The sequence below is a fragment of the Pseudomonas botevensis genome, from assembly GCF_019145475.1.
GTDB lineage: Bacteria > Pseudomonadota > Gammaproteobacteria > Pseudomonadales > Pseudomonadaceae > Aquipseudomonas > Aquipseudomonas botevensis.
Window position 1 is genome coordinate 15,363 of the sequence record NZ_JAHTKI010000008.1, and the last position, 22,195, is coordinate 37,557.

Here is a 22,195-nt window from a genome sequence, read left to right on the forward strand (position 1 = left end):
GCCCCCCCCCTGGAGGCAACGCGGTCCAATGTGGGAGCGGGCTGGCTCGCGAAGGCAACTTGTCAGCCACCAAAAATCCAGCCGCCAGCCATGAAAAACCCGCCGCCCCCGGTAACCGGGAGCGGCGGGTTTTGTCGTTTCAGCCCTGACTCAGACCGTGTCCACCTTCAGCGAATGGTCATTCAACATGCCATTGATGATGGTCGCCGTGTCGGCCCCACCGGCAATCACACCACCCGCCCCCGGGGTGACGCCGTAGTGACTGGCGAGGTTGACGCCGGCCAGGTCGATGGTCTGGTTGGTCGAGCCACCGGCCATGGCGCTGACGTCGATGCTGGTGACCAGTGACGCGCCGCTGCCGGTGACGGTGAAGTGCAGGTAGTCGTCCAGCGACGCCGCCGTGCCGTTTTCACCTTGCAGCAGTTGCGACAGGTCAAGCTTGTCGGTGCCGGGGGTGAAGTCGGTGATGACGTCGTGGCCGCTGTTGCCCTTGAGCCACTGGAAGGTGTCGGCCCCCGGCCCGCCGGTCAGGGTGTTGTTGCCCATACCGCCGATCAGCAAGTCGTCCCCGCCACCGCCATTGAGGATGTCGTTGCCCAGGCCTCCATTGATCACGTTGTTATTGTTGTCGCCGGTCAGGGTGTCGTTGAAGTTCGAGCCGACGAGGTTTTCGATGCCGGTCAAGGTGTCCGTCCCGGCGCCGATGGTGTTTTGCGCACCGGGCAGGCTCAGGTTCACCGTGACCCCGGCGGTGGCGTGGGCGTAGCTGGCGGTGTCGATGCCGGTGCCGCCATCGAGCAGGTCATTGCCCGGCCCGCTGAAGAGCAGATCGTTGCCGGCGCCGCCGTGCAGCTCGTTGTTGCCTGAGCCGGCGGTGAGCACGTCATTGCCGTCGCCACCGTTGAGGATGTTGTCGCCCGTACCGGCCACCAGCAAGTCATCCCCCGAGGTGCCGGTGAGGGTGTGGCCGTCCTGATAGCTGATGGTCACGTTGGCGCTGTCGCTGCCGCCATGGTTGTCGTTGGCGGTGTAGGTGCCGTGGTAGTCCGGGGTGATGTCGTGAGCGCCGGCGTAGTTGAGGGTCATGGTCAACTGGTAGTTTTCCGCCGCGTTGGTGTTGCTGCCCGTGGTGTTGGTGATGTTGGTGATGTGGATCTGGTAGACCCCGTCGGCCGACGCCGTGAGGGTTTGCCCGTCCGCCAGCGCGGTGTACGCGCCGCCGTTGATCGAGTACTCCATGGTGATGTGCCCGGCCGCCAGATTGTGATCCAGGTTGAGAGTCTCGCCCTGGCGCAGGTTGACGGTGATGCGGTCCTCATCGTTGGCATTGGTGTTGGTGACCGCGCCGAGGTAACCGCTGACCACCAGCACAGCGGTCATGGTCGCGGCGTTGGCAGCAAACGAGTTGCGCACGTTGGCCAGGTTCTGGTTGGCGGCGGTGTTGGCATTGGTGCCGGTGAAGCTGATCGCGCCGGTGCCCGTGAAGTCCGCCGCTTTCGAGACCCAGCCGGTGTTGAAGGACGTCGGCGTGGCGTTGAGGGTGTCACCGTTGGGGTCGGTGTCGTTGGCCAGCAGCAGCTCGCCCGGCACCACGATGTTGCCCGACAGCACGTTGGTGATGATGTGGTCGTCCACCGCCACCGGAGGCGCGTTGGGGATCACTTTCACGGTCAGGGTGGAGCTGGCGAGGTCGCCGTCGTTGTCGCTCACGGTGAAGCCGATGTTTTCGGTGATGACCACCGTCGTGGTTTTCTGCGAGGTGTAGTTGTAGTCACCGGTATCGAGGTTGATCACCAGGGTGCCGCTGTTGTTGGTAGCGATGCTCAGGGTGTTGTTCACGGTGTTGAAGGTGCCGTGGTTGGTGCCGCCGCTGAACGTCAGCCCGCCCTGCCCACCGTTGGCCTTCGGATCGTAGGTGTAGGTAGTGCCGTCAACCACGATGGACTTGATAAACCCGCCATCGGCGCCGAACGTGCCGCCCTCGCCCAGCAACGAACCGGTGACCGGCGCGCCCATCACCGTGCCGGACAGCACCGAGTTGAGCTGGTTGAGGTCGGTGACCACCACCGCGTTGGTGTCGGTGTGGCTGATGCCGTCGTAGGCCAGCGGATCGAGGTTGGCATTGCTCACGCCGTTGCCGAGGCCGATCGCGTAGTTCTTGATGTTGTTGGCATCGAGGAAGTTTTTCAGCGCGGCTTCGTCGGCGCTACCGATGTCGCCCTCGTTGGGTTTGCCGTCGGAGAAGAAGTAGCCGACGTTCTGCGCCCCGGTGAGTTTGCCCGAGGTGTTGAACGCAGTCTGCATGGTTGCCACGGCGGCGTCGTAGTTGGTGCCGCCCCCGGCGCTGAGGCCGGCGAGCAGGGTCTTGGCGGTCGCCACATCGACCCACACCGTGGTGCGGTCGGTGGCGTTGCTGCTGAAGGTCACCAGTTGCACCTTCACGTCGCCCAGATCGTCGTACTTGTCGAGCAAGGCGCTGATGGCCTGTTTCGCCAGGTCCAGCCGCGACAGGCCCGGCACGCCGGAGGCGTCGGCCATGCTGCCGGAGATGTCGAGGACGATGAGGACGTTGGAATCGATCTCCACCGCCGCCACCGAACGATCCGACGCCACAGCCTTGGGCACGTCATCGACGATGTTGACCACGATAGTGCTGGTGGTGCTGTTGCCCAGCGCATCGGTGGCTTTGTAGGTGAAGCTTTCGCTCAGGGTGTTCGCCCCGTCGTTGGCGTTCGGCAGGGTTTTCGGCGCCGAAGTCAGGGTGTAGGTGTAGGTGCCGTCGGCGTTGAGCTGGATCTGCCCGTAAGTGCCGGTGGCGCTGCCCACCAGGGTGTAAGTGATCGCCCCGCTGCCGCCGGTGACCGAACCGACCAGGGTACCGGTCGCGGTTTCCCCGGTGTTGCCCGGATCGCTGCCGGTGACCGTACCGGCGGCCAGGTCCTGGCCATCCTTGGTCAGATCGAGGGCTTTTTCGTAAACCGTCACGTCCTGATCGACCGAAGCCACCAGTTTGCTATCGGCGACGTTGATGGTGATGGTCGTGGTGCTTTCATCGCCGTCGGTGTCGCGGATGGTGTAGGTGAAGGTATCGGTGGCGCCCGGCGGGCTCACCGAGTTCGGGTTGCTGTGGTAGACGGCGTTGCCTGCCGCGTCCAGGGTCAGGTAACCGTAGGTGCCGTTGATGTTGCTGTTGAGGCCGCCACTGGCCGACGTCGCGGTATTGCTGCCGGCGCGCACGCCGACCACCGTGGCCGCGCCGTCGGCACCGCTGATGTCATTGCCCAGCACGCTGATGTTGACCGTGCCGCCCTCCACCACCGAGCCGGTGTCCGCCTTGGCGGTCGGCAGGTCGTCGATGATGTTGACGTTGATCTGGCCGCTGGCGGTGCTGCCATCGGTGTCGGTCGCCACCACGTTGAAGTTCTCGGTGAGGCTGTTGGCGCCGTTGCCGGTCGGGTGATTTTCGTTATCCACCAGGGTGTAGCTGTAGCTGACGACACCGGTCGCCGGATTGTAGCCGGTGACGGTGAAGGTGCTGCCCAGCGGTGAGACCACCGATTGCGGGAAGCCTGCGGCCACGCCGTTGGTGACGATCGCGATACCGCCGACGGTGAGGGTTTGCAGGCCATCGAGAGCGGTCACGGTGAAGGTGCCGCTCTGGGTCAGCGCCGGCACATTGGGGCTGGTGCCGTCGCTGAGGTTTTTCTCATAGACGGTCAACTCACCGCCAGCAACATCGAGGCCGTTGAGCACCACCGGATCGTCGTTGTTGTGAACGTTCAGCACCAGATTGGCGGTGCTGGTGTCGCCATCGGCATCGGTGAGGGTGTAGGTGAAGGTTTCGGTGCCATTGCCACCGCCGTGCAGGGCTTTGAAATCGGCATCGTTGGTATTCAGCGTGTAGGTGTACGTGCCGTTGGCGTTCAGCACCAGGGTGCCGTAAGTCCCGACGAAAGTGCCGGGGGTGATCGGGCCGCTGTTCGGGCCGGTCGCGACCACGTCGGCGCCTTGCACGTCGTTGGTCAGCACGTTGCCGCTGAGGGTCAATTGGGTTTCCGAAGCGGTGTTGACGTTGCTGTCATTCACAGCCTTCGGCACGTCATCGACAATGTTGACCACGATGGTGCTGTTGACCACGTTGCCCAGCGAGTCGGTGGCCTGGTAGGTGAAGGTCTCCGTCAGGGTATTGGCCCCGTCGTTGGCATGCGGTGTGGTGCTGGCCGGCGATGTCAGGGTGTAGGTGTAGGTGCCGTTGGCGTTGAGCTGGATCTGCCCGTAGTTGCCGGTGGCGCTGCCGACCAGCGCATAAGTGATCGCGCCGACCGCGCCGGTGACCGCACCCACCAGCGTGCCGGACGCGGTTTCGCCAGTGCTGGTCGGGTCGCTGCCGGTGACCGTGCCGGCGGCAAGGTCCTGGCCATCCTTGTTCAGGTCGAGGGCTTTTTCGTAGACCGTGACGTCGTTGTCGCTGCTGGCGACCAGACAACTGTTGGAGACGTCGATGGTGATGGTGGTGGTGCTTTCATCGCCATCGGAATCGCGCACGGTGTAGGTGAACACGTCCACCGCGCCCGGCCCGTTCACCACGTTGGGATTGCTGTGATAGACCGCGTTGCCGGTGGCGTCCAGGGTCAGGTAGCCGTAGGTGCCATTGATGTTGGTATTGAGGCCGCCAATGGCCGAGGTCGAGGTGTCGGAACCGGCGCGCACGCCGACCACCGCACCGCCAGCGGCCGGGCCGTCGGCGCCGCCGATGTCGTTGTCCAGCACATTGCCGCTAACGGTGCCGCCCTCCACCACCGACGTCGCGTCAGGGTGCGCGGTGGGCAGGTCATCAACGATGTTGACGTTGATCTGGCCGCTGGCGGTGCTGCCATCGGTGTCCGTGGCGACGACGTTGAAGTTCTCGGTGATGCTGTTGGCGCCGTTGGCGTTCGGATGGGTTTCGTTATCCACCAGGGTGTAGCTGTAGCTGACCACGCCGGTCGCCGGGTTGTAGCCGGTGATGGTCAGCGTGCTGCCCAGCGGCGTGGTGACCGATTGTGGGAAACCTGCGGCCACGCCGTTGGTGATCACCGCAATGCCGCCGACGGTCAGGGTTTGCAGACCGTCCAGCGCGGTCACGGTGAAGGTGCCGCTCTGGGTCAGCGCCGGAGCGTCGGGGCTGCTGCCGTCGCTGAGGTTTTTCTCGTAGACGGTGAGTTCGCCGCCATTGACGTCGAGGCCATTGAGGTAGACCGGGTCGTCGTTGTTGTGGATTTGCAGGACGAGGTTGGCGGTGCTGGTATCGCCGTCCGAGTCAGTGATGGTGTAGATGAAGGTTTCCGTGCCATTGCCGCCGCCGTGCAGGGCTTTGAAGTCCGCATCGTTGGTGTTCAGCGTGTAGGTGTAAGTGCCATTGGCGTTCAGCACCAAAGTGCCGTAGGTCCCGGTGAAAGTGCCAGCGGTGATCGGGCCGGCGCTTGGGCCGGTTGGAACGCGGTCGGCGCCCTGGACATCGTTGGTCAGGACGTTGCCGGTCAGGGTCAGATTGGATTCCGACGCGGTGCTGGCGTTGCTGTCGTCGACGCCTTTTGGCAGGTCGTCGACGATGTTCACGTCGAGGGTGCCATTGGCCGTGGTGCCGTTGTCGTCGACCACGGTGACCCCGAACTGCTCGCTCAGGGTGTTGGCGCCGTTGGCGGTTGGGTGGGCTTCGTTATCGACCAGGGTGTAGCTGTAGCTCACGACGCCTGTTGCAGCATTGAACCCGGTAATGGTCAGGGTGCTGCCGAGCGGTGTGGTGACCGATTGTGGGAAGCCTGCGGCCACGCCGTTAGTGACTACGGCGATGCCGCCGATGGTCAGCGTGGTGACGCCGTCCAGCGCGGTGATGGTGAACGTGCCGCTTTGGGTCAGCGCCGGGGCGTCAGGGCTGCTGCCGTCGCTCAGGTTTTTCTCGTAGACGGTGAGTTCACCGCCGTTGACGTCGAGGCCGCTGATGACCACTGGATCGTCGTTGTTATGGATTTGCAGGACGAGGTTGGCGGTGCTGGTATCGCCGTCCGAGTCAGTGATGGTGTAGGTGAAGGTTTCAGTACCATTGCCGCCGCCGTGCAGGGCTTTGAAATCGGCGTCGTTGGTGTTCAGCGTGTAGGTGTAAGTGCCATTGGCGTTCAGCACCAGAGTGCCGTAAGTCCCGGTGAAAGTACCGGCGGTGATCGGGCCGGTGGGTACGCGGTCAGCACCTTGCACATCGTTGGTCAGCACGTTGCCGGTCAAGGTCAGATTGGTTTCCGACGCGGTGCTGGCGTTGCTGTCATCCACGCCTTTTGGCAGGTCGTCGACGATGTTGACATCGAGCGTGCCATTGGCGGTGGTGCCGTTGTCATCGACCACGGTGACCCCAAACTGCTCGCTCAAAGTATTCGCGCCATTGGCAGTCGGATGTGCTTCGTTATCGACCAGGGTGTAGCTGTAACTCACGACACCAGTTGCAGCGTTGAACCCGGTAATCGTCAGCGTACTGCCGAGCGGCGTGGTGACCGATTGCGGGAAGCCTGCGGCCACGCCGTTGGTGACTACGGCGATGCCGCCGATGGTCAGGGTCGTTACACCGTCCAGCGCGGTGATGGTGAACGTGCCGCTTTGGGTCAGCGCTGGGGCGTCAGGGCTGCTGCCGTCGCTGAGGTTTTTCTCGTAGACGGTGAGTTCGCCGCCGTTGACGTCGAGGCCGCTGATGACCACTGGATCGTCGTTGTTATGGATTTGCAGCACGAGGTTGGCGGTGCTGGTATCGCCGTCCGAATCAGTGATGGTGTAGGTGAAGGTTTCTGTGCCATTGCCGCCGCCGTGCAGGGCTTTGAAATCGGCGTCGTTGGTGTTGAGGGTATAGGTATAAGTGCCGTTGGCGTTCAGTACCAGCGTGCCGTAAGTCCCGGTGAAAGTACCGGCGGTGATCGGGCCGGTGGGTACGCGGTCAGCGCCCTGCACGTCGTTGGTCAGCACGTTGCCGGTCAAGGTCAGATTGGTTTCCGACGCGGTGCTGGCGTTGCTGTCATCCACGCCTTTTGGCAGGTCGTCGACGATGTTCACATCGAGGGTGCCGTTGGCGGTGGTGCCGTTGTCATCGACCACGGTGACCCCGAACTGCTCGTAGCTCACGACGCCTGTTGCAGCATTGAACCCGGTAATGGTCAGGGTGCTGCCGAGCGGTGTGGTGACCGATTGTGGGAAGCCTGCGGCCACGCCGTTGGTGACTACGGCGATACCGCCAATGGTCAGCGTGGTGACGCCGTCCAGCGCGGTGATGGTGAAGGTGCCGCTCTGGGTCAGCGCCGGTGCGTCGGGGCTGCTGCCGTCGCTCAGGTTTTTCTCGTAGACAGTGAGTTCACCGCCATTCACGTCGAGGCCGCTGATGACCACTGGATCGTCGTTGTTATGGATTTGCAGCACCAGATTCGCAGTGCTGGTGTCCCCGTCCGAGTCAGTGATGGTGTAGGTGAAGGTTTCCGTGCCATTGCCGCCGCCGTGCAGGGCTTTGAAATCGGCGTCGTTGGTGTTGAGGGTGTAGGTGTAGGTGCCGTTGGCGTTCAGTACCAGCGTGCCGTAAGTCCCGGTGAACGTGCCGGCAGTGATCGGCCCGGCATTTTCACCGGTTGGTACGCGGTCGGCACCCTGGACATCGTTGGTCAGGACATTGCCGGTCAAGGTCAGATTGGTTTCCGACGCGGTGCCAGCGTTGCTGTCGTCCACACCTTTTGGCAGGTCGTCGACGATGTTCACATCGAGGGTGCCGTTGGCGGTGGTGCCGTTGTCGTCCACCACAGTGACCCCAAACTGCTCGCTCAGGGTGTTGGCGCCGTTGGCGGTTGGGTGGGCTTCGTTATCGACCAGGGTGTAGCTGTAGCTCACGACGCCGGTGGCAGCATTGAACCCAGTAATGGTCAGCGTACTGCCGAGCGGTGTGGTGACCGATTGCGGGAAACCTGCCGCGACGCCATTGGTGACTACGGCGATGCCACCAATGGTCAGCGTGGTGACGCCGTCCAGCGCGGTGATGGTAAAGGTGCCGCTCTGGGTCAGCGCCGGGGCGTCAGGGCTGCTGCCGTCACTCAGGTTTTTCTCGTAGACGGTGAGTTCACCACCGTTGACGTCGAGGCCGCTGATGACCACTGGATCGTCGTTGTTATGGATTTGCAGCACGAGGTTGGCGGTGCTGGTATCGCCGTCCGAGTCAGTGATGGTGTAGGTGAAGGTTTCAGTGCCATTGCCGCCGCCGTGCAGGGCTTTGAAGCCCGCATCACTGGTATTCAGCGTGTAGGTGTAGGTGCCGTTGGCATTCAGCACCAGAGTGCCGTAGGTCCCGGTGAAAGTACCGGCGGTAATCGGCCCGGCATTTTCGCCGGTTGGTACGCGGTCGGCCCCCTGCACATCGTTGGTCAGGACATTGCCGGTCAAGGTCAGATTGGTTTCCGACGCGGTGCCAGCATTGCTGTCGTCCACACCTTTTGGCAGGTCATCGACGATGTTCACATCGAGGGTGCCGTTGGCGGTGGTGCCGTTGTCATCGACCACGGTGACCCCGAACTGCTCGCTCAAAGTATTCGCGCCATTGGCAGTCGGATGCGCTTCGTTATCGACCAGGGTGTAGCTGTAACTCACGACACCGGTAGCGGCGTTGAACCCGGTAATCGTCAGCGTACTGCCGAGCGGTGTGGTGACCGATTGCGGGAAGCCTGCCGCGACGCCGTTGGTGACCACGGCGATACCGCCGATGGTCAGCGTGGTGACGCCGTCCAATGCAGTGATGGTGAACGTACCGCTTTGAGTCAGCGCAGCCGCATCCGGCGCACTACCGTCGCCCAGATTCTTCTCGAAAACCGTCAGCTCCCCGCCTTCGGCATTCAACCCGCTGATAACCACCGGGTCATCGTTGTTGTGGATTTGCAGCACCAGATTCGCGGTGCTGGTATCACCGTCGGCATCCCGCAAGGTGTAGGTGAACGTCTCGGTGCCGCTGCCACCACCGTGCAGTGCCTTGAAGTCGGCGTCGCTGGTATTGAGCGTGTAGGTGTAAGTGCCGTTGGGGTTGAGCACCAGCGTCCCGTAGGTGCCGGTAAACGTACCGCCGACCACCGGGCCGCTATTGGGGCCGACGGGGATGCGGTCGGCGCCCTGGATGTCGTTCGGCAGCACGCTGCCGGTCAGGGTCAGCAGGGTTTGCGACGCGGTGTTCGGGTTGCTGTCATCGATGGCTTTGGGCACGTCGTCGGTGATGTTGACGTCCAGCGTGCCGGTGGCGGTGTCGCCGTTGCTGTCGTTGGCGATCACGGTGAAGTGTTCGCTGAGGTTATTGGCGCCATCACCCGCCGCGTGGGTTTCGCTGCCGTTGAGGGTGTAGCTGTAATTGAGTACGCCGGTGGCCGGGTTATAACCGGTGATGGTCAGGGTGTTGCCCAATTGCGTGGTGATCGACTGCGGGAAGCCGATGGGCACGCCGCCGACGATGACGTTGATGCCGCCGATGCTCAGGCTGGTGAGGCCGTCCGGGGCATTGACGGTAAAGGTGCCAGTCTGGGTCAGCGCAGCGCTGTTGGCGGCGGAGCCGTCCGGCAGGTTGGCTTCGTTGACCGTCAGTTCACCGCCCTGTACGTCCAGGCCGGTGATCGTGACCGGGTTGTTGACCGGTGGTGCAATCGGCGTGTTGTCACCGTTGTCGACCACCGCGTTGTGCCGTTCTTCGGGAAACTCGGGAATGCCGCCGAACCCGGCGGTGGGGAAACCGATGACCGGATCGACGCGCCCGCCGACTTCTTCCAGCAAGACAAAACTGTGGCCGCCGCCCTTGCCGCCATTCGGATCGGAGGGTGCATCCGGCCCGGCGGCGGTGGCTTCGGCGGATTTGCTCGGGTCATCGCCGGCGGCAATGGCTTTCTGGATTTGCTCGACGTCGGTCAGTTGGGCGTCGGTCGGGGTCAGCGCTTCCGGGGAGTCGACATGCGGCGCGTGATTGGCCAGCAACTGGCCGGTCATGGTCAGGCTGCTGCCACGGCCGAGGGTCAGCTCCTGGCCATTTTGCAGATGAACGGCGACGGCGCCTTCCGCGCCGGTGATCAACTGATCGCCGGCAAACAAGCGATCGCCTTCGACCAGGGCACGCCGATTGCCATCAGCCCCCTGGGAAAAAACCTGACCAATGACTTTAGTGACGATCCCGATGAGCGTTGCCATGTGCATTCCTCCGCTGCCGACCACCGTCGGCGCTGGTTTGCGAAGCAGCCCATGGCTCAAGCGGGTTGTCGGGGCGACGCTCTCGCACCTCGACAGTTCGTTTCGCAGGTGGCGCCACGCCGGAAACCCGAGTGCCGACAAGCACTTGTGATCCCTGATCGATGCCGCATGCCCACTAGCGCTACGTAACGGTGGTGAATCACCCGAGTGACAAAAAAATGTCGCTCCTGAGCCGTTACGCGTCCCTCCCCTTTAGCAGTACTTCGCCCGTATGTCGCAAAGTGAGTGGAACTTTCCTCAAGCCTTTCTGCACTCCCTGGCGCGCATAAAACAAAGGCTTTCGAGTGGAACAATGTGCTGGATTTGGCGAAGCGCATAAGTTTTTTTTGGCATAACCCATATGAAAATTTTTTCTTAGCTACGCTTCAGGATGTTCTTAGCTCTGTTGTTACAGGCATGAAACGCTTTCTACTAAAAATATCGTCAATAAATTGGCGACAGCGATACACCATCAGGACTCAGGGAGATGCACCCATGCGCGTTTTAACCCCCCTCTGCAGTGCGGTTTTGCTGGCCATGGCTTGCACTTCCCAAGCCCAGGCCATGAATCTCACCGAAGCCATTCAGAACACGATCGCGACCCACCCGGAACTGGCCTCGCGCGTGGACGCCAAACTGTCGGCCGATGAGCAGGTGAAAGTCGCCAAGGGCGGCTTCTATCCGTCGGTCGATCTGAACGCCGCCTACGGGCGCGGCTACAGCGACAACACCACCACCCGGGCCGTGGGCAATCACCACACCTCGATCCTCAACTACACCCAGTCCGAGCTGCGTCTGCGGCAGATGCTGTTCGACGGTTTCAACACCGCCAACGAGGTCGAACGCACCAAGGGCGTCTCCAATTCGCGCGCGTATTACGCGCAAGGCACCGCTCAGGATCTGGCGCTGCGCACCATCGAGGTCTACCTCGAAGTGCTCAAGCGCCGCGAACTGGTGACCCTGGCCACCAACAACCTGCAGGCGCACTTGCGGGTCAACGACCAGATCGGCCTGCGTACCGAACGCGGCGTGGGCAGCACCGCCGACTCCGACCAGTCGGTAGCCCGTAAGGCACTGGCGCAGAACAACCTCGACACCGCCGAAGTCGACCTGGCCGATGCCGAGGCCAACTTCTACAGCGTGGTCGGACGCATGCCCGACGAGCTGGAAGCCCCGGCCTCGACGCGCGGTGAGCTTCCCCCGGATCTGCGCGAAGCCCAGCAGAGCATGGTCGACAACAACCCGTACCTGAAATCCGCCCAGGCCGACGTGCAGTCGGCCGAGAGCCAGTACGAAGTCGCCAAGTCGCCGTTCTACCCACGCTTCGATGCCGAAGCGGCGGTCGGCGCCAACAACAATGTGCAGGGCGACGAAGGCCATGACAACGAATGGCGGGTCGGCGTGGTGATGAACTACAACCTGTTCCGTGGCGGCAGCGACAAGGCGCGCCTGGCGTCCGACGCGCACCAGATCAATCAGGCGATGGACATCCGCAACAACGCGTTGCGTCAGCTCAACGAGAACATCCGCCTGGCCTGGAACGCCATGGAAAACGCCAAGAAGCAGACCCCGACCGCCCGTGAATACGCCGAGACCACCAAGCGCGTGCGCGCGGCCTATCAGGATCAGTTCGGTCTCGGCCAACGCACCCTGCTCGACCTGCTCGACAGTGAAAACGAGCTGTACAACGCCAACCGCCGCTACGTCGAAGTGCGCTACACCGAGGAGTTCTCGATGTACCGCGTGCTGTCGAATATGGGGCAACTGCTGAGCAAGCAGCGGGTGGTGCTGCCGGCCGATGCGATTGCCGCCTCCGAGGTCAAGAGCGAAGCCCGTTTGCCTGAGTTGAAATGAAGTAGCCCCGCAGGCGCCGCCGCAGATGGCGGCCGCGCCTGCACAGGTTTATGTGCAGCCAGTGCCATCGTGTAGCGGGAGCGATCAATATGACCAGCATGGAGCCCGGCAATACCGGGATCGATCAACGGTTGAGCTTCGATGACCCATTACTCGACGGTCTGTTGATCCTCTGCAAACTCCACGGCGCCATCGTCAGCCGCGCCAGCCTGAGTGCCGGCCTGCCGCTGAACAAACAACGCCTGAGCCTCGACCTGCTGCCCCGCGCAGCGGCCCGGGCCGGGTTGCAGGCACGGCTGTTGCGCCGCGACCTGAAAGACATCTCATCGCTCAATCTGCCGATTTTGCTGCTGCTCAATGACGGCCGCACGGCCGTGCTGCGTCGCTTCACCGACGATGGCAAGGCGCTGATCCTGCCCAGCGAAGCCGATGGCGGCGAACAATGGGTCAGCCGCGAAGAACTCAGCGAACACTACAGCGGTCAGGCCCTGTTCGCCCGGCCGCGCCACGAACTGGAAGACCTGCGCTCGCCGCTGGTGCCTCGGGTCAAGGCGTGGTTCCGCGACACCCTGAAGTTGTCGAAATGGTTGTACAGCGACGCGATCCTCGCCAGCTTCCTGATCAACCTGCTGGGCCTGATGGTGCCGCTGTTCGTCATGCAGACCTACGACCGCGTGGTGCCCAACCAGGCCACCTCGACCCTGTGGGTACTGGCGATCGGGCTGTTGATCGGCACCGGTTTCGAACTGGTGCTGCGGGTGGTGCGCGCGCACTTGCTGGACACCGCCGGCAAGAAGACCGACGTGATCCTCTCCGCAACCTTGTTCGAGCGCATCACCGGCATGGCCATGAAGGCGCGGCCGGCGACCATCGGCGGGTTCGCCCAGAGCATCCATGACTTCCAGGGCCTGCGCGAATTCCTCACGGCGGTGACCCTGACCAGCCTGATCGACCTGCCGTTCGTGGTATTGATGCTGGCGGTGATCGGCCTGCTCGGCGGCTGGCTGGTGGTGATTCCGCTGCTGGCGTTTCCCATCACCATCGTCTTCGCGATGATCATTCAGGTACGCCTGCGCGACACCGTGCAGAAAAGCCTGAGCCTCGGCGCCGAGCGTCAGGCGCTGCTGATCGAAACCCTCGGCGGCCTGGAAACCCTCAAGGCGTGCAGCGCCGAAAGCGAGCGCCAGCACAAATGGGAAAGCACCCACGGCGCCCTCACCCGCCTCGACAGCCACGCGCGCAATCTCTCGGCGCTGGCGACCAACGGCACGCTGTTCATTCAGCAGTTTTCGGGGATGGCGACGATTGTCGCCGGGGTCTACAGCATCATAGCCGGCAATCTCAGCGTCGGCGCGCTGGTCGCCAGCTACATGCTCGGCAGCCGCGTGCTCGCGCCGCTGGGGCAGATCGCCGGGCTGATTACCCGTTACCAGCAAGCGCAACTGACCATGAAAAGCACCGACGCGCTGATGGCCCTGCCCCAGGAGCGTGACGGCAAACAGCGCCCGCTCGAACGCACCCAGTTGCAAGGCGCGCTGGACGCCAGCGCCGTGACCTTCCACTACAACGGCCAGAACGCCCCGGCCCTGAGCAACGTCAGTTTCAGCGTCAAACCCGGCGAACGGATCGGCATCATCGGTCGCAGCGGCTCAGGCAAAAGCACCCTGGCGCGGCTGGTGATGGGCTTCTACGAACCGGAGGAAGGCCAGCTGCTGCTCGATAATCTCGACCTGCGGCAACTGGATGTCGCCGACCTGCGCCAGCAGATCGGCTACGTCGCCCACGACCTGCCGCTGCTGGCCGGCAGCCTGCGCGACAACCTGACCCTCGGCGCACGCTACGTCAGCGACGCGCGGATGCTCGAAGTGGCCGAATTGACTGGCGTCACCGAACTGGCCCGCCAGCACCCGCAAGGCTTCGACCGGCCGGTGGGCGAGCGTGGGCAACTGCTCTCCGGAGGCCAGCGCCAAGCGGTGTTGCTGGCGCGGGCGCTGCTGCTCGATCCACCGATCATGCTGCTCGACGAGCCCACCAGCGCCATGGACAACAGCAGCGAAGACGCCCTGCGCCAGAAGCTGCACGGCTGGGTGCAGGGCAAGACACTGCTGCTGGTCACCCACCGCACCTCGATGCTGAGCCTGGTGGATCGGTTGCTGGTGCTGGACAACGGCCGGATCGTCGCCGACGGTCCGAAAGAAGCGGTCATCGATGCACTGCGCAAGGGCCGGGTCGGCTCGGCGGCGGTCTAGGAGTTGCCCATGTCTGCTGCATCCGAGAGCAAACCCCGCAGCTACTTCGACAGTTTCGGCAAAAGCGCCGAAGCCGAATTCATGCCGGAAACCGCCGGCGCCTCGCTACAGGACTCGCCGCGCTGGTCGCGGATTACCGTGTGGCTGGCGGCGGCGCTGCTGATCAGCGCGCTGGTCTGGGCCAAGTTCGCCGTGCTCCAGGAAGTGACCATGGGCGAAGGCAAGGCGATTCCGTCGAGCAAGGTCCAGGTGATCCAGAACCTCGAGGGCGGGATCGTCACCGAGATTTTCGTGCGTGAAGGGCAAATGGTGAACAAGGGCGACACCCTGCTGCGCCTGGATGACACGCGGTTTCTGTCGAACAAGGGCGAGAGCGAGGCCGATCGTTATGCGTTGATGGCCCAGGTCGAACGCCTGTCGGCGGAATCCGAAGGCCGGCCGATGAAGCTCTCGGACGAAGTCACCGGCAAGGCGCCGCAAGTGGCCGAAGACGAACGGGCGCTGTACGACCAGCGCCAGCGGCGGCTCGCCAGCGAGCAGCGCACCCTCAGCGAACAACTGCGGCAGAAGACGCAGGAGCTGGCGGAGTTTCGCTCCAAGCAGGGCCAATACAGTTCCAGCCTGGCGCTGCTGCAACAGGAAATGAACATGTCCGAACCGCTGATCAAGACCGGTGCAGTGTCGCCGGTGGAGATCCTGCGGCTCAAGCGCAGCGCGGTGGAAATCCGTGGTTCGCTGAACGCCACGACCCTGGCGATTCCCCGGGCCGAATCGGCGATCAACGAGATCAAGAGCAAGATCGATGAATCGGAACAGACCTTCCGCTCCGAGGCGGCCAAGGAGCTGAATGAGAAACGCACCGACCTGTCGAAAATCACCGCCTCGAGCATTGCCATCGACGACCGGGTCAGCCGCACCACCGTGACCTCGCCGGTGCATGGGGTGATCAAGCAATTGAAGGTCAACACCATCGGCGGCGTGGTGCAGCCGGGCAGCGACATGGTGGAAATCGTACCGCTGGAAGACAACCTGCTGATCGAAGCCAAGGTGCGTCCGCAGGACGTGGCGTTCCTCCATCCGGGGCAGCGGGCGATGGTCAAGTTCAGCGCCTACGACTACACGATCTACGGCGGCCTCAGCGCCAAACTCGAACTGATTGGCGCCGACACCATCACCGACGACAAGGGCAACAGTTTCTACCTGATCCAGGTGCGCACCGATAAAAACCACTTGGGCGGCGATGTGAAACCGCTGCTGATCATTCCGGGGATGGTGGCGACCGTGGACATCATCACGGGCGAGAAAAGTGTGCTGGATTACTTGCTCAAACCGGTGCTGAAGGCGCGGACCGAGGCGATGCGCGAGCGCTAGGCTGCTTCGGGCTTGTCCGCGAAGCGGCCGGCCGGGCAACGCTCATCGGTCGCCATGATTCTTCTGAAAAGTCTCCTCCCCCATCGCCGCGATCTGCCCCTCGATCAACGCCTCGAAGGGCTTGAGCAGCGGCTCGAACGATGCCGGCGCCTCCAGCGTCTGCAACGCCTGCACAATCGCCTCGATGGTCGACAACGCCCCCGGCCCCGGCGCCTTGCGCAGCCGATAACGGGAAACCCCGCCCTGTGCCAGCGTCACCCGTGGCAAGGCCGCGAGCAGCGGGTTGAGGTGCAGCATCTTGCGCGCCTTGCGCCAGGTGCCGTCGGGGACAACCAGCAGCAGCGGTTCCTCGCTGGCGGTGTAAGCCTGCAGCGGCTGCGCGTCGTCGGCGGGAAACAACAGCCGCGCCTGATAGCCGGGGCGATTCAACAGCGCCGGCAGATCCTCGAACACCTCCCCGACAATCAGTTCGGCATTGTTCAAACCGAGCGCCGCCAGACGCGCGGTGTTGAGCGCGTGATTGACCTCGCTCGGGTGCTGCAACAGCAACACCCGGGTGCGGCTGTCGAGGCTCGGAATCAGCTCGCACAGGCAATGGCTTTGCGGGCGCTGGCAGCGAGGGCATTGGGGTCTGGACATGCGTGCGGTTCCTTTATCCAGCCTGGTTGAGCTGGGCCTTGAGCAAATCGCGGAAGGTCTGGATCAACGGCTCGCGGCTGCGGCCACGGCGCATGATCATCGAAAACGGTGCCTGATAACCGAAGGTCGCCGGCAGCAGCACGCGCAAGTCGCCCTTGTCGGCCCAGGCCTGGGCGTAGTGTTCGGGCAGGTAGCCGATGTAGGCGCCGGACAGCACCAGAATCAGTTGCGCCTCCATGCTTTCCACGGTCGCGGCGCTGTGCTTGAAACCGTGCCGGGCCAGCTCCGCCTGGCTCCAGTAACCCCGCCCGACCATGCGCTGCTGGGTGATGACCTGCTCGGGGATCCGCCGCTCGTTGAACAGCGGATGACGGTTGCTGCAATACAACCAGTGCTGTTCGCGATACAGCGGCATGTAGACCAGCCCGCTCATGCGCGTGGAAAACGCGCCGATGGCCAGGTCCAGGCGGTTGTCCTGCACGCCGAGTTGCAGTTCGTAAGGGCTCATCACCGACAGGTGCAAATGCACCGCCGGGTGTTCCTGGCTGTAGGCGCCGATGGCTTCGGCGAACGGCAGGGCCTTGTCGCTGACGGTGGAGTCGATCACCCCCAGGTTGAGCGTGCCGCGCAGTTCCCCCTTGAGGGCGGCGGCGTACTGCTCGAAACCTTCGAGTTCGGCCAGCAGGCGCAGGGTTTCCTGATGGAACAGCTCGCCCTTGCTGGTCAGGCTGAACCCGCCCCGCCCGCGATGGCACAGCACCAGACCGAGCGCGGCTTCGAGCTGGCTCATGTAGGTGCTGATCGCCGAGGTCGACAGGTTGAGTTCCTGTTGCGCGTTGGCGAAACCCTGATGGCGCACGACGCTGACGAAGATGCGCAAAAGTTTCAGGTCGGGTAAAGCGTTGGCCATGGGTGACTCCCGGCTGTAGAGATGTGTCGCTTGATAAGCCCCCTCACCCCAGCCCTCTCCCGGGGGGAGAGGGAGCCGACCGAGACGTTCTCAGGATCTACGTCGACCTGAGACATCGAGTCGAACTCAGGCTGGTTTCGAGGCAATCCAGTGTCGAGCGCCGAATTTGAAAGCCATGGAGATCAGCGCCCCCTCCCTCCGGGAGAGGGCCGGGGTGAGGGCAGCAATCTCCCGCCGAACGAACATCCTGAGAAGCGCGAAGTCTATCCCGCGCCTCGCCATTAGTTTAGAAAAATCTGAACTAAGTTTTTGTCCGTAGCGATTCTTCCGCCTCACTACATTTCGCAGAATCGGCCCCACAGCGGTGCCCGACCTCCCGTGAACGGCGCGCCGACATAAATAAAACAAAGACGATGAGGCCTTACCCGTGGACAAGATTCTTCACCAACCACTGGGCGGCAACGAAATGCCGCGCTTCGGCGGCATCGCCACCATGCTCCGACTCCCCCACGTACCGACCGCTGCCGGCCTGGATGCTGCCTTTGTTGGCGTGCCGCTGGACATCGGCACTTCGCTGCGCCCCGGCACCCGCTTCGGGCCGCGCGACATCCGCACCGAATCGGTGATGATCCGCCCGTACAACATGGCCACCGGTGCTGCGCCGTTCGACTCGCTGTCGGTCGCCGACATCGGTGACGTGGCGATCAACACCTTCAACCTGCTCGACGCCGTGCGCATCATCGAAGAAGCCTACGACAACATCCTCGAGCACAACGTGATCCCGATGACCCTGGGTGGCGACCACACCATCACCCTGCCGATCCTGCGTGCCATCCACAAGAAGCACGGCAAGGTCGGTCTGGTGCACATCGACGCCCACGCTGATGTGAACGATCACATGTTCGGCGAGAAAATCGCCCACGGCACGACCTTCCGTCGCGCCGTCGAAGAAGGTCTTCTGGACTGCGACCGCGTGGTGCAGATTGGTCTGCGCGCCCAGGGTTACACCGCTGACGACTTCAACTGGAGCCGCGATCAGGGCTTCCGCGTGGTGCAGGCCGAAGAGTGCTGGCACAAGTCGCTGGAACCGCTGATGGCCGAAGTCCGCGAGAAAGTCGGCGGCGGCCCGGTGTACCTGAGCTTCGACATCGACGGCATTGACCCGGCCTGGGCGCCAGGCACCGGCACCCCGGAAATCGGTGGTCTGACGACCATTCAGGCGATTGAAATCGTGCGTGGCTGCCAGGGCCTCGACCTGATCGGCTGCGATCTGGTAGAAGTCTCGCCCGCTTATGACACCAGCGGTAACACCTCGCTGCTGGCCGCCAACCTGCTGTACGAAATGCTCTGCGTACTGCCAGGCGTGGTCCACCGCTGAGGGTCGGGTCATGAACGAACGTGATCAGGTTCTGAAAGCCGCCGCCGATCTGGTGTCAGCCTTCGCCCGCAATGATCGCGAAGCCTACTTCGGCGCGTTCAGCGCCGATGCGAGCTTCGTGTTCTACACCCTCGAACAGCCGTTGCTGTCGCGCGATGCCTATCAGGCGTTGTGGGACAGCTGGCGCGCCGAGGATGGCTTCGAGGTGCTGTCCTGCACCTCGAGCAACGCTTTCGTCAGCCTGCAGGGTGACGTGGCGATCTTCATCCATGACGTGGCCACCGAGCTGCGCATGCAAGGGGAGCAACACTTCAGCCAGGAGCGCGAGACGATTGTTTTCAAGAAACAAGCGTCGAGCCTAGAACAACAAGGCCATTGGCTGGCCTGCCACGAACATTTGTCCGCAATGCCGGAAGGGCTGCCACCCCCTTAGCCAAAACAGGTGACGCTCACGCACGATGAGCGCGCCTTTATGATCGGAGCAGATCATGAATAACAACAACAACAACGACCAAAGCCTTACGCAGATTGAAACCCACGGGGTCGAACAGATCCCGGATCACGAACGCACCGCAGGCCCGACGGACTTGTTCCGGATGATCTTCGGTGGTTCCAATACCTTTGCCACCGCCGTGCTCGGCAGTTTCCCGGTGCTGTTCGGCCTGTCGTTTCAGGCGGGCGCTGCGGCGATCGTGCTGGGCGTGCTGCTGGGTTCGCTGATCCTCGCGCCGATGGGCCTGTTCGGCCCGCTCAACGGCACCAACAATGCCGTGTCGTCCGGTGCGCACTTCGGCGTCCACGGGCGAATCGTCGGTTCGTTCCTGTCGCTGCTGACCGCCATCGCCTTCTTCTCGCTCTCGGTGTGGAGTTCGGGAGATGCGCTGATCGGTGGTGCGAAACGTCTGGTAGGGCTGCCGGAAACCGATCTGACCCTGGGCCTGGCCTACGGTCTGTTCGCGGTGCTGGTGCTGACCGTGTGCATCTACGGCTTCCGCTTCCTGCTGTGGGTGAACAAGATCGCGGTGTGGAGCGCCAGCCTGCTGTTCCTGCTGGGCATCTTCGCCTTCGCCGGCCCCTTCGACGTGCATTACGCCGGCACCGTCAGCCTCGGTCAGCCGGGCTTCTGGGCGGCGTTCATCGGTGCGGCGCTGGTGGCCATGAGCAACCCGATTTCCTTCGGGGCGTTCCTCGGCGACTGGTCGCGCTACATCCCGCGTGACACCTCCAAGCAGCGCATCATGGCGGCGGTGGTGCTGTCGCAGATCGCCACGTTCATCCCGTTCCTGTTCGGCCTGACCACCGCCACCATCGTCGCGATCCAGGCGCCGGACTACATCGCCGCCAACAACTACGTCGGCGGCCTGCTGGCGGTATCGCCGAGCTGGTTCTTCCTGCCGGTGTGCCTGATTGCGGTGATCGGCGGCATGTCCACCGGCACCACCTCGCTGTATGGCACCGGCCTGGACATGTCCAGCGTGTTCCCACGGGTGCTGTCGCGGGTCAAGGCGACGCTGCTGATCGGCGTGCTGTCGATTGCCTTCATCTTCATCGGACGCTTTGCGGCGAACCTGGTGCAGAGCGTGTCGACCTTCGCCGTGCTCATCATCACCTGCACCACCCCATGGATGGTGATCATGATTATCGGCCTGGTGGTACGTCGCGGCTTCTACTGCCCCGATGACCTGCAAGTGTTCACCCGTGGCGAACAGGGCGGACGCTACTGGTTCAACCACGGCTGGAACTGGCGCGGTCTGGGCGCATGGATCCCGAGCGCGGCGGTCGGCCTGTGCTTCGTCAACCTGCCGGGGCAGTTTGTCGGGCCGCTGGGCGAACTGGCCGGCGGGATCGACATCAGCCTGCTGGTGACCCTCGGCCTGGCCTCGCTGGTGTACGTGATGCTGCTCAGCCTGTTCCCGGAACCGGCGGCGGTCTACGGCCCGAAAGACTCGCGCCGCGAAGCCGCAGCAAAACCTGAACTGCGTCAGGCCGCCTGACGCAGCTCCACCCTGTGGGAGCGGGACTGCCCGCTCCCACAGGGAGATTCGAATTCGGCCTCACCATAAAAAAGACAATCGGAGACACGCCATCATGGCTTTGGATTTATTCGTCGTCCTCATCTACGCCGCCGGCATGCTCTTGCTCGGCTATTTCGGCATGCGCAAGGCCAAGACCAACGAGGACTTTCTGGTCGCCGGTCGCAACCTCGGCCCGAGCCTGTACATGGGCACCATGGCCGCGACCGTCCTGGGTGGCGCGTCCACCGTCGGCACCGTCCGCCTGGGCTACGTGCATGGCATCTCCGGTTTCTGGCTGTGCGCCGCGCTGGGTTGCGGCATCGTCGCGCTGAACCTGTTCCTCGCCAAACCGCTGCTGAAACTGAAGATCTACACCGTCACCCAGGTGCTGGAAAAACGCTACAACCCGATGGCTCGCTCGGCGAGCGCGGCGATCATGCTGGCCTACGCGCTGATGATCGGCGTGACCTCGATCCTGGCCATCGGCACCGTGCTGCAAGTGTTGTTCGGCCTGCCGTTCTGGATCTCGGTATTGCTTGGCGGTGGCGTGGTGGTGGTGTATTCGGCCATCGGCGGCATGTGGTCGCTGACCCTGACCGACATCGTCCAGTTCATCATCAAGACCGTCGGCCTGATGTTCATCCTGTTGCCGATCTGCCTGTACCGCGTCGGCGGCTGGGACGAACTGGTGCTGAAGCTGCCGGCGGCGGCGTTCAACTTCACCACCATCGGCTGGGACACGATCATCACCTACTTCATGATCTACTTCTTCGGCATCCTGATCGGTCAGGACATCTGGCAACGGGTGTTCACCGTCAAGAACGAAAAAGTCGCCCAGTACGCCGGCAGCTTCGCCGGTATCTACTGCATCCTCTACGGCCTGGCCTGCGCCCTGATCGGCATGGCGGCCCACGTCCTGATCCCGGATCTGGACAACGTCAACAACGCCTTCGCCGCCATCGTCAAACTGTCGCTGCCGGACGGCATTCGCGGCCTGGTGATCGCCGCTGCGCTGGCGGCCATGATGTCCACCGCCAGTGCCGGCCTGCTCGCGGCGGCCACTACCCTGACCGAAGACCTGCTGCCGAAACTGCGTGGCGGCAAACCATCGAGCCTGGGCATCAACCGCCTGTTCACCCTGCTGACCGGTTTCGTCGTGCTGGGTATCGCCCTGGTGGTGAACGACGTGATCAGCGCCCTGACCCTGGCGTACAACCTGTTGGTGGGCGGCATGCTGATCCCGCTGATCGGTGCGATTTTCTGGAAACGCGCGACCACCGCCGGCGCCATCGCCAGCATGGGCCTGGGCTTCGCCACGGCGCTGCTGTTCATGGTCAAGGACGGCCTGGACGCCAACACCCCGATCTACTACAGCCTGGCCGTGGGCCTGGTGAGTTTCGTGGTGGTCAGCCTGTTCTCCCGCCGCCCGGCTTCGGTGGCGAGCGCGATCTAAGCTAACGTAACGACTTGATGCTTTCTTCGACGGGTGTGGCGTCGGTTGCCACACCCGTTTTTTTCGTCTGGAGAA

General features: G+C 63.2%; 10 protein-coding genes. 7 read left to right on the forward strand and 3 right to left on the reverse strand.

The genetic code is table 11. From position 1 onward, the window contains the following. Positions 1-150: 150 nt before the first annotated feature. Positions 151-10,212: a retention module-containing protein gene (locus KVQ74_RS12165; protein WP_217831325.1), complete on the reverse strand. Its 10,062-nt coding sequence runs from the start codon at positions 10,210-10,212 to the stop codon at positions 151-153. A 534-nt stretch (positions 10,213-10,746) separates the two neighbouring features. Here KVQ74_RS12165 and KVQ74_RS12170 point away from each other — a divergent pair. The 3 genes from KVQ74_RS12170 to KVQ74_RS12180 all read left to right on the forward strand — a co-directional run bounded on the left by KVQ74_RS12170 (position 10,747) and on the right by KVQ74_RS12180 (position 15,725). Next, positions 10,747-12,105 carry a TolC family outer membrane protein gene (locus KVQ74_RS12170; RefSeq protein WP_217831326.1) on the forward strand — a complete coding sequence of 453 codons (1,359 nt, stop codon included), beginning with the start codon at positions 10,747-10,749 and terminating at the stop codon, positions 12,103-12,105. Positions 12,106-12,194: 89 nt separating this feature from the next. Next, a complete protein-coding gene (locus tag KVQ74_RS12175; RefSeq protein ID WP_217831327.1) occupies positions 12,195-14,354 on the forward strand; it encodes a type I secretion system permease/ATPase in 2,160 nt (719 codons plus the stop codon). 9 nt (positions 14,355-14,363) lie between these two features. After that, positions 14,364-15,725: an HlyD family type I secretion periplasmic adaptor subunit gene (locus KVQ74_RS12180; protein WP_217831328.1), complete on the forward strand. Its 1,362-nt coding sequence runs from the start codon at positions 14,364-14,366 to the stop codon at positions 15,723-15,725. Positions 15,726-15,767: 42 nt separating this feature from the next. On the opposite strand, the gene KVQ74_RS12185 is transcribed toward KVQ74_RS12180, so the two are convergent. Next, positions 15,768-16,364: a tRNA-uridine aminocarboxypropyltransferase gene (locus tag KVQ74_RS12185; protein WP_217831329.1), complete on the reverse strand. Its 597-nt coding sequence runs from the start codon at positions 16,362-16,364 to the stop codon at positions 15,768-15,770. A 13-nt stretch (positions 16,365-16,377) separates the two neighbouring features. Beyond that, on the reverse strand, positions 16,378-17,274 hold the full coding sequence (locus tag KVQ74_RS12190; protein ID WP_217831330.1) for a LysR family transcriptional regulator: 897 nt from the start codon (positions 17,272-17,274) through the stop codon (positions 16,378-16,380). Between the two features lie 427 nt (positions 17,275-17,701). On the opposite strand from KVQ74_RS12190, the gene speB reads away from it, so the two are divergent. The 4 genes from speB (at position 17,702) to KVQ74_RS12210 (ending at position 22,120) form a co-directional block, all read left to right on the forward strand. Beyond that, positions 17,702-18,652, forward strand: a complete 951-nt coding sequence (gene speB / locus KVQ74_RS12195; protein WP_217831331.1) for an agmatinase — start codon at positions 17,702-17,704, stop codon at positions 18,650-18,652. A 10-nt stretch (positions 18,653-18,662) separates the two neighbouring features. Then, complete coding sequence (locus KVQ74_RS12200) at positions 18,663-19,085, forward strand: YybH family protein (RefSeq protein ID WP_217831332.1); 423 nt, start codon at positions 18,663-18,665, stop codon at positions 19,083-19,085. Between the two features lie 55 nt (positions 19,086-19,140). Next, the gene (locus KVQ74_RS12205) at positions 19,141-20,646 is read left to right on the forward strand and encodes a purine-cytosine permease family protein (protein WP_217831333.1); all 1,506 of its coding nucleotides are present in this window, start codon (positions 19,141-19,143) and stop codon (positions 20,644-20,646) included. Between the two features lie 94 nt (positions 20,647-20,740). Beyond that, positions 20,741-22,120 (forward strand): sodium:solute symporter, encoded by a 1,380-nt coding sequence (locus KVQ74_RS12210; RefSeq protein WP_217831334.1) that lies wholly within the window; start codon positions 20,741-20,743, stop codon positions 22,118-22,120. Positions 22,121-22,195: the final 75 nt, after the last annotated feature.